At 36.9% G+C, this 5,583-nt stretch carries 7 protein-coding genes and 1 pseudogene; 2 read left to right on the forward strand and 6 right to left on the reverse strand.

From position 1 onward, the window contains the following. Positions 1–230 precede the first annotated feature (230 nt). The 4 genes and pseudogenes from FTT91_RS14055 to FTT91_RS14070 form a co-directional block, all read right to left on the reverse strand. Entirely contained in the window at positions 231–1,142 is a 912-nt protein-coding gene (locus tag FTT91_RS14055; RefSeq protein WP_180081386.1) for a hypothetical protein, read from the reverse strand. Between the two features lie 327 nt (positions 1,143–1,469). Next, positions 1,470–1,679, reverse strand: a pseudogene (locus FTT91_RS14060) (IS3 family transposase); the annotation flags it as partial. Between the two features lie 146 nt (positions 1,680–1,825). Next, positions 1,826–2,107: an addiction module antidote protein gene (locus FTT91_RS14065; protein WP_000985610.1), complete on the reverse strand. Its 282-nt coding sequence runs from the start codon at positions 2,105–2,107 to the stop codon at positions 1,826–1,828. Continuing rightward, positions 2,108–2,410 carry a type II toxin-antitoxin system RelE/ParE family toxin gene (locus tag FTT91_RS14070; RefSeq protein ID WP_154320144.1) on the reverse strand — a complete coding sequence of 101 codons (303 nt, stop codon included), beginning with the start codon at positions 2,408–2,410 and terminating at the stop codon, positions 2,108–2,110. 249 nt (positions 2,411–2,659) lie between these two features. On the opposite strand from FTT91_RS14070, the gene FTT91_RS14075 reads away from it, so the two are divergent. Both FTT91_RS14075 and FTT91_RS14080 read left to right on the forward strand, forming a co-directional pair. Then, positions 2,660–2,869: a hypothetical protein gene (locus FTT91_RS14075; RefSeq protein ID WP_004976362.1), complete on the forward strand. Its 210-nt coding sequence runs from the start codon at positions 2,660–2,662 to the stop codon at positions 2,867–2,869. 249 nt (positions 2,870–3,118) lie between these two features. Further along, positions 3,119–4,573, forward strand: a complete 1,455-nt coding sequence (locus FTT91_RS14080) for a SulP family inorganic anion transporter (protein ID WP_026438532.1) — start codon at positions 3,119–3,121, stop codon at positions 4,571–4,573. A gap of 110 nt (positions 4,574–4,683) precedes the next feature. On the opposite strand, the gene FTT91_RS14085 is transcribed toward FTT91_RS14080, so the two are convergent. Together FTT91_RS14085 and FTT91_RS14090 are read right to left on the reverse strand one after the other, a co-directional pair. Further along, the gene (locus tag FTT91_RS14085) at positions 4,684–4,974 is read right to left on the reverse strand and encodes an addiction module antidote protein (protein ID WP_004969304.1); all 291 of its coding nucleotides are present in this window, start codon (positions 4,972–4,974) and stop codon (positions 4,684–4,686) included. Position 4,975: 1 nt separating this feature from the next. Next, entirely contained in the window at positions 4,976–5,272 is a 297-nt protein-coding gene (locus tag FTT91_RS14090) for a type II toxin-antitoxin system RelE/ParE family toxin (protein WP_004647749.1), read from the reverse strand. Between the last annotated feature and the right edge of the window lie 311 nt (positions 5,273–5,583).

Here is a 5,583-nt window from a genome sequence, read left to right on the forward strand (position 1 = left end):
GAAATTCATGCACGTGTAGCAGTCCTCAACAGATTTACGGAATTAGGTCGACCACTTACCCAAGTTACGCCTTAAATTTGGCTCAATTAGGGGCGCTTTGCATTTCAAATCTTTGTGCAACAAAGCCTCTGCCAAGCTAAAGCTTAATTAAGCTATTTAGGGTGATGGTCTACTATTGAAAAAAAAATGATAGACCATGAAAAAGAACTGATGGTTGGATTTACTAAATATTACCTAGGGCGGGGTTTATACGTTGTTTCTTGTCGAACAAATTTTGCATAAGGCCGGCAATTAGCGTCAACATACCTCTTTACTGATTCATCATCCTGAAAGCGTACATAGGCTCTAACTAAATTTCTATGGTTCCATAACTTATCCCAAAATAGGTAAGTTGGCATTGATGGTATAATTTCATCTTGAATAACTAAAGAACTATATTGAAAGGCACGGTCTTTATTTGATGATGCTAAAAGATATTTCTCAATTTCATTAAATCCAAATACTTCATAAGCTGATCTTTCCATTTCATTAATGTAAACACCCACATTTGGTTTAATTTCTAATCGACCAACAAATTCAGAACAAGTATAAATAACAAAACTACGATGTATTTCATCAATATTTGGAACTGTAGGACGCATAAATTCTACAAACGATTTATCGTGTAGGATACGGTCTGTTTCTTTGAATGAAGCATTAATTTGAGCCTTATATTCTTCATGTTGCCTCTTTGCGTATTTTGTTCTTTCCTCTCTTAGTTGCTGCAAATATTGTTTTCTTAGTTCTTCATTTCTAATCCTATTAGAATGAAATTTATGTCTGTGAGCTAGTTTAAACTGCTCATCAATATGATCAAAATATGGTTTATATTTTAATTCTAGATCGGTTGCGGGTTTTTGTCTTCTAACCGTATCGCTAACATGCTTATAAAATGCTTCTGCTTTTTCTTGACCTCCCTCTTGTTCAAATACGGCTTTTCTAGCTGCCTCTGGATCAGTTGATTCTGATATAGAACTTGCTGCAATCCCAATAACTTCCTCTGCATCTTTTTTAGTGCCATCAGTAATTAAAATCATTGGTACATCAGCTATAGCTGCATTGCTTAAAAGCATTAAAGCGGCAAGGTAAAAATATTTAAGCATTGGGTGATTTTCTTTAATTTATATGTTAGGTTATTGAATAATAATATGTTTAATTTATCAATACTATTATTGAAAGTTAATAATTTTAAACGCTGTGGAATATAAAAAGGGATCAATACTCACCCATAGAACAGTACCAGATTTATCGAAGGCTTTTTATTTAAGTTAGGTGACCTAACCTAACAGCTTAATATGATCATAGTACATTGCCCCAAAATCAAAAGGTGAAACATAACCTAGTGCACAATGTACACGTTCGTTATTTAAAGAATACGATTGGTATGGCGAATGGAAAGATACTGTACGCCTCTATCACTATAGTGAATCACGTTCTTGGTCTGAAAGCGGCTGTACTTTGATTAGATTCTGTTGATTTAAATGCTTCTGATGCCAGGAACGTAGTGTTTCAGGCGTACAGCCAATCTTAGGAGCAATTGCTGTTATTGCAGCCCAAGTAGACGGATAATCCTTTTCGGATTCAATCAATAATTGAACCGCTCTATCTCTGATTTCAGGGGTATATTTGGTTTTTTTCATCGGAACATTCTCTCAGGAAAGTTGGTCTCCGACAAACCTGGTATAGTTCATTAAGATTTTAAGAATTTATAAAATTAACATAATACACGTTATACGAAGTTGAAATGAAAAATGGAGCTTAAAGCTCCCTTTTTTACTAGTTTTTTTTAAATTGCTAAGCGTAAATTCAGTGCTTTTACGACTTTAATAACAGTATCAAAGCTTGGATTTACATCGCCAGAAAGTGCTTTATAAAGACTTTCTCGACCTAAACCAGTGTCTCTTGATAATTGAGCCATTCCTTTAGCTTTAGCAATATTACCTAAAGCTTTTGCAATGAATGCCGCATCACCATTAGATTCATCGATACAGGCTTGTAGGTAAGCTTGCATATCTTCTTCTGTTTTAAGATGTTCAGCACTGTCCCATTTGCGAAGTTTGATAGCCATTTACAGCTCCTCCTCTAAATCTTGTGCTAATTGTAGGGCAAGTTTTATATCTTTACTTTGCGTAGACTTGTCTCCGCCTGCTAAAAGAATAACGACCCTTTGCCCTTGCTTACAGTAATAGATCCTGTAGCCAGGTCCAAAGAAGAAACGTAATTCAGAAACACCTTCACCTACTGGTTCAGTATCTCCAAAGTTTCCATCTTCAACCCGATCAATTCGGACTTGTATACGTCTTTTTGCCTGCAGGTCTTTTAACTTAGTAAACCAGTCATCAAAGACTTCAGTGGTATATATTGAGTACATAAGAGTAATGTATCCTATAGGATACATTCATGCAAGAAATAAACTTGAATGTATGGGGCTACAACAGAATTTCGTATAACCACCATTATGTTAAATAGATAGCAGTTGGGAGATTATTTATTCTTTCAATAGACAAAAACTTGCGGAATTTTTCTTAATTTGTAATCCTTGCGGCCAAGGGTGTCTAGCGTAGCTAAGACAGGTATTCGTTATAGTCGGGCCGCTATAATACGGATGACGAGTGCCTGTATGTTTAACCTAAATATCTTTAACAAGATCTCTAGCGAAGTATTGACCATCAAAAATGATCTTGAGCTGAATTCTGAAAATCAACTGATAACTAAGTATAAGACTTCTACTTCTGAAGATTATAAACAGGCTATTGTTTTGATTTTTAAAGAACGTGGCTATACACGTTTGGAAATAGGTCAATTACTTGGGGAGCCAAAAGCTTCATAAAATACCGATTAAACAAAGCTTGGATATAACATCCAGGCTTTATAAAAAAGTACCTAGCTGTTACCCTTGTCCTGATTTTTTTACTCTAAAACGTTCTTTCATCTTATGACACTTACGCCACCTTAAGTTTATTTATCGTCTTAAATCTGTAAATAACTCATCACTGTCTAGTGATGTGGTGTAGTCGTTTGTGTGTTGTATATATCACATCACTAGCCTATCTGAAAAATTAAAAAACAGGCTATGTTTATGTTATCTAATGTCCGAGAACAGTGGTTCTCTAACATCCGTGGGGATGTACTTGCCGGATTAGTCGTCGGTCTTGCACTCATCCCTGAAGCCATCGCATTTTCAATTATTGCAGGTGTAGATCCTAAAGTTGGTCTATACGCATCCTTCTGTATTGCCGTCGTGATTTCTTTCGTAGGTGGTCGTCCTGCCATGATTTCAGCAGCCACTGGTGCAATGGCGCTGCTTATGGTCACATTGGTCAAAGAGCATGGGCTTGAATATCTGCTGGCAGCAACAATTTTGACAGGCGTGATTCAAATATTGGCAGGCTATTTAAAGCTCGCCAAGTTAATGCGGTTTGTATCTAAATCTGTGGTTATTGGATTCGTAAATGCGTTAGCGATCTTAATTTTCATGGCTCAATTGCCTGAACTGATTAATGTGACCTGGCATGTATATGCTTTTGTTGCTTTAGGTTTAGCAATTATTTATCTATTCCCTCTGGTTCCCAAATTAGGAAAATTACTCCCTTCTCCACTAGTCTGCATCATTGCAATCACATTATTGGCAATCGCTTTAGGAATTGATGTACGGACCGTGGGCGATATGGGGTCTTTACCTGACACACTTCCAATGTTCTTGATTCCAGATATTCCTTTGAATATTGAAACATTGATGATTATTTTGCCTTATTCAGTCGCACTGGCGGCTGTAGGTTTACTTGAATCGATGATGACAGCAACTATCGTGGATGAAATGACTGATACGCCAAGTGATAAATATCAGGAATGTAAGGGACAAGGGATTGCGAATATTGCTTCTGGCTTTATGGGTGGCATGGCCGGTTGTGCAATGATTGGTCAATCTATGATTAACGTAAAATCAGGTGGCCTTACACGCTTATCAACATTCTCTGCGGGCATTTTTCTTCTTATTCTGGTTGTATTTATCAGCGACTGGCTCAAAGTGATTCCAATGGCTGCATTGGTAGCGGTAATGATAATGGTCTCTATCAGTACCTTTGAATGGAGTTCTGTCACTCAGTTAAAAGATAATCCTAAGAGTAGTAATATCGTCATGATTGCGACGGTGATTGTAGTTGTTGCTACGCATAACCTGGCTTTGGGTGTGTTAACAGGCGTATTACTTTCAGCCTTGTTCCTGGCGAATAAACTTGAAAATGATATCCAGGTGACAGCATCTTTTGAAGGAATGGCCCGTTTATATGAGTTGAGAGGTCAGATCTTCTTTAGTTCTTCTGAAAAATTCATGCAAGGTTTTGACTTTAAAGAGGATGTAAAGGAGGTGATTATTGATTTGACCCATTCTCACATTTGGGATGTAACATCAGTCGCCATGCTTGATTCTGTTGTAAATAAATTTCAAAAGAATGGTGCGAATGTCACAGTACGTGGTCTAAATGAAGCCAGTTCGATCATGATTGATAAGTATGGGACACATGCCAGAATTTAAGTTTTAAAAATTCTATATTTATATAGAATTTCTAAAATTAACATAATACACCTTATACGAATCTAAAAATGGGAGCCTTTAGCTCCCATTTTTACTATATTTTTAAAGTTTTAAGCGTGTTGTACTGTGAGTTTTAAGCCTAAAGCATTTACTACACGATTAATCGTATCAAAACGTGGTGCTGAATCCTGACGTAGGGCTTTGTAGAGTGCTTCACGCCCAATCCCTGCTTCTTTAGCGATTTGAGTCATGCCACGAGCTTTAGCAATAACACCAAGTGCATGGGCTAATTCAGCTGGATCATTTTCTTCAAGAACCATATTGAGATACATCACAATGTCTTCTTCAGTTTTGAGCGACTCAGCCATATCAAAACTTGGTAAATCAGCGACTTTAACCATTTTAATCCTCCAATGTTTTCGATAGTTTGACTGCCCGATCGATGTCTTGTTGTTGAGTTGATTTATCTCCACCACCAAGCATTACAATCACAACGTCACCATGTTGGATGTAATACATCCTCCATCCAGAACCGAAGAATTCTCTCATTTCCCAAACGCCATCTTGGAGAGGTTTAATGTCTCCCCAGTTTCCACGTTGAACCTTATCTAATCGACGATTCAGGCGGATACGGGTCATATTGTCTTTAATGCCATCCAACCATTCATCAAATTCTGGAAGACGTTTAATTTCAATCATGAGGATTCCTTATCTTCTCACTATATTGTATTCGATCGAATACAATATGCAAGTAATTTATACGAACATCCATTAATTTCGTATAACACCATTATGTTAAATACATAATTTTTTTGGTTAAAATTTAAACTTTTTTACTGTTTTTCAGGCAAGATGCATATTTTTTTGAAGCCATACTTTCCTTGGGCTTTGTTGCACAAACCTATCTGTAAAGGCTTTTTCAGCGATATAATTTTCAAATGAAGAAGCCTACACACAAAATCTACCGCACAACCAATTGGCCCGCATATAACCGAGCACTCATGAGTCGC

This window comes from Acinetobacter sp. YH12021, from assembly GCF_013420145.1.
Classification (GTDB): Bacteria; Pseudomonadota; Gammaproteobacteria; order Pseudomonadales; family Moraxellaceae; genus Acinetobacter; species Acinetobacter towneri.

Bases quoted from the DNA above. Each gene is read 5' to 3' on its own strand.
- FTT91_RS14055 (WP_180081386.1), bottom strand. From the start codon at position 1,142: ATGCTTAAATATTTTTACCTTGCCGCTTTAATGCTTTTAAGCAATGCA.
- FTT91_RS14065 (WP_000985610.1), bottom strand. From the start codon at position 2,107: ATGGCTATCAAACTTCGCAAATGGGACAGTGCTGAACATCTTAAAACA.
- FTT91_RS14070 (WP_154320144.1), bottom strand. From the start codon at position 2,410: ATGTACTCAATATATACCACTGAAGTCTTTGATGACTGGTTTACTAAG.
- FTT91_RS14075 (WP_004976362.1), top strand. From the start codon at position 2,660: ATGTTTAACCTAAATATCTTTAACAAGATCTCTAGCGAAGTATTGACC.
- FTT91_RS14080 (WP_026438532.1), top strand. From the start codon at position 3,119: ATGTTATCTAATGTCCGAGAACAGTGGTTCTCTAACATCCGTGGGGAT.
- FTT91_RS14085 (WP_004969304.1), bottom strand. From the start codon at position 4,974: ATGGTTAAAGTCGCTGATTTACCAAGTTTTGATATGGCTGAGTCGCTC.
- FTT91_RS14090 (WP_004647749.1), bottom strand. From the start codon at position 5,272: ATGATTGAAATTAAACGTCTTCCAGAATTTGATGAATGGTTGGATGGC.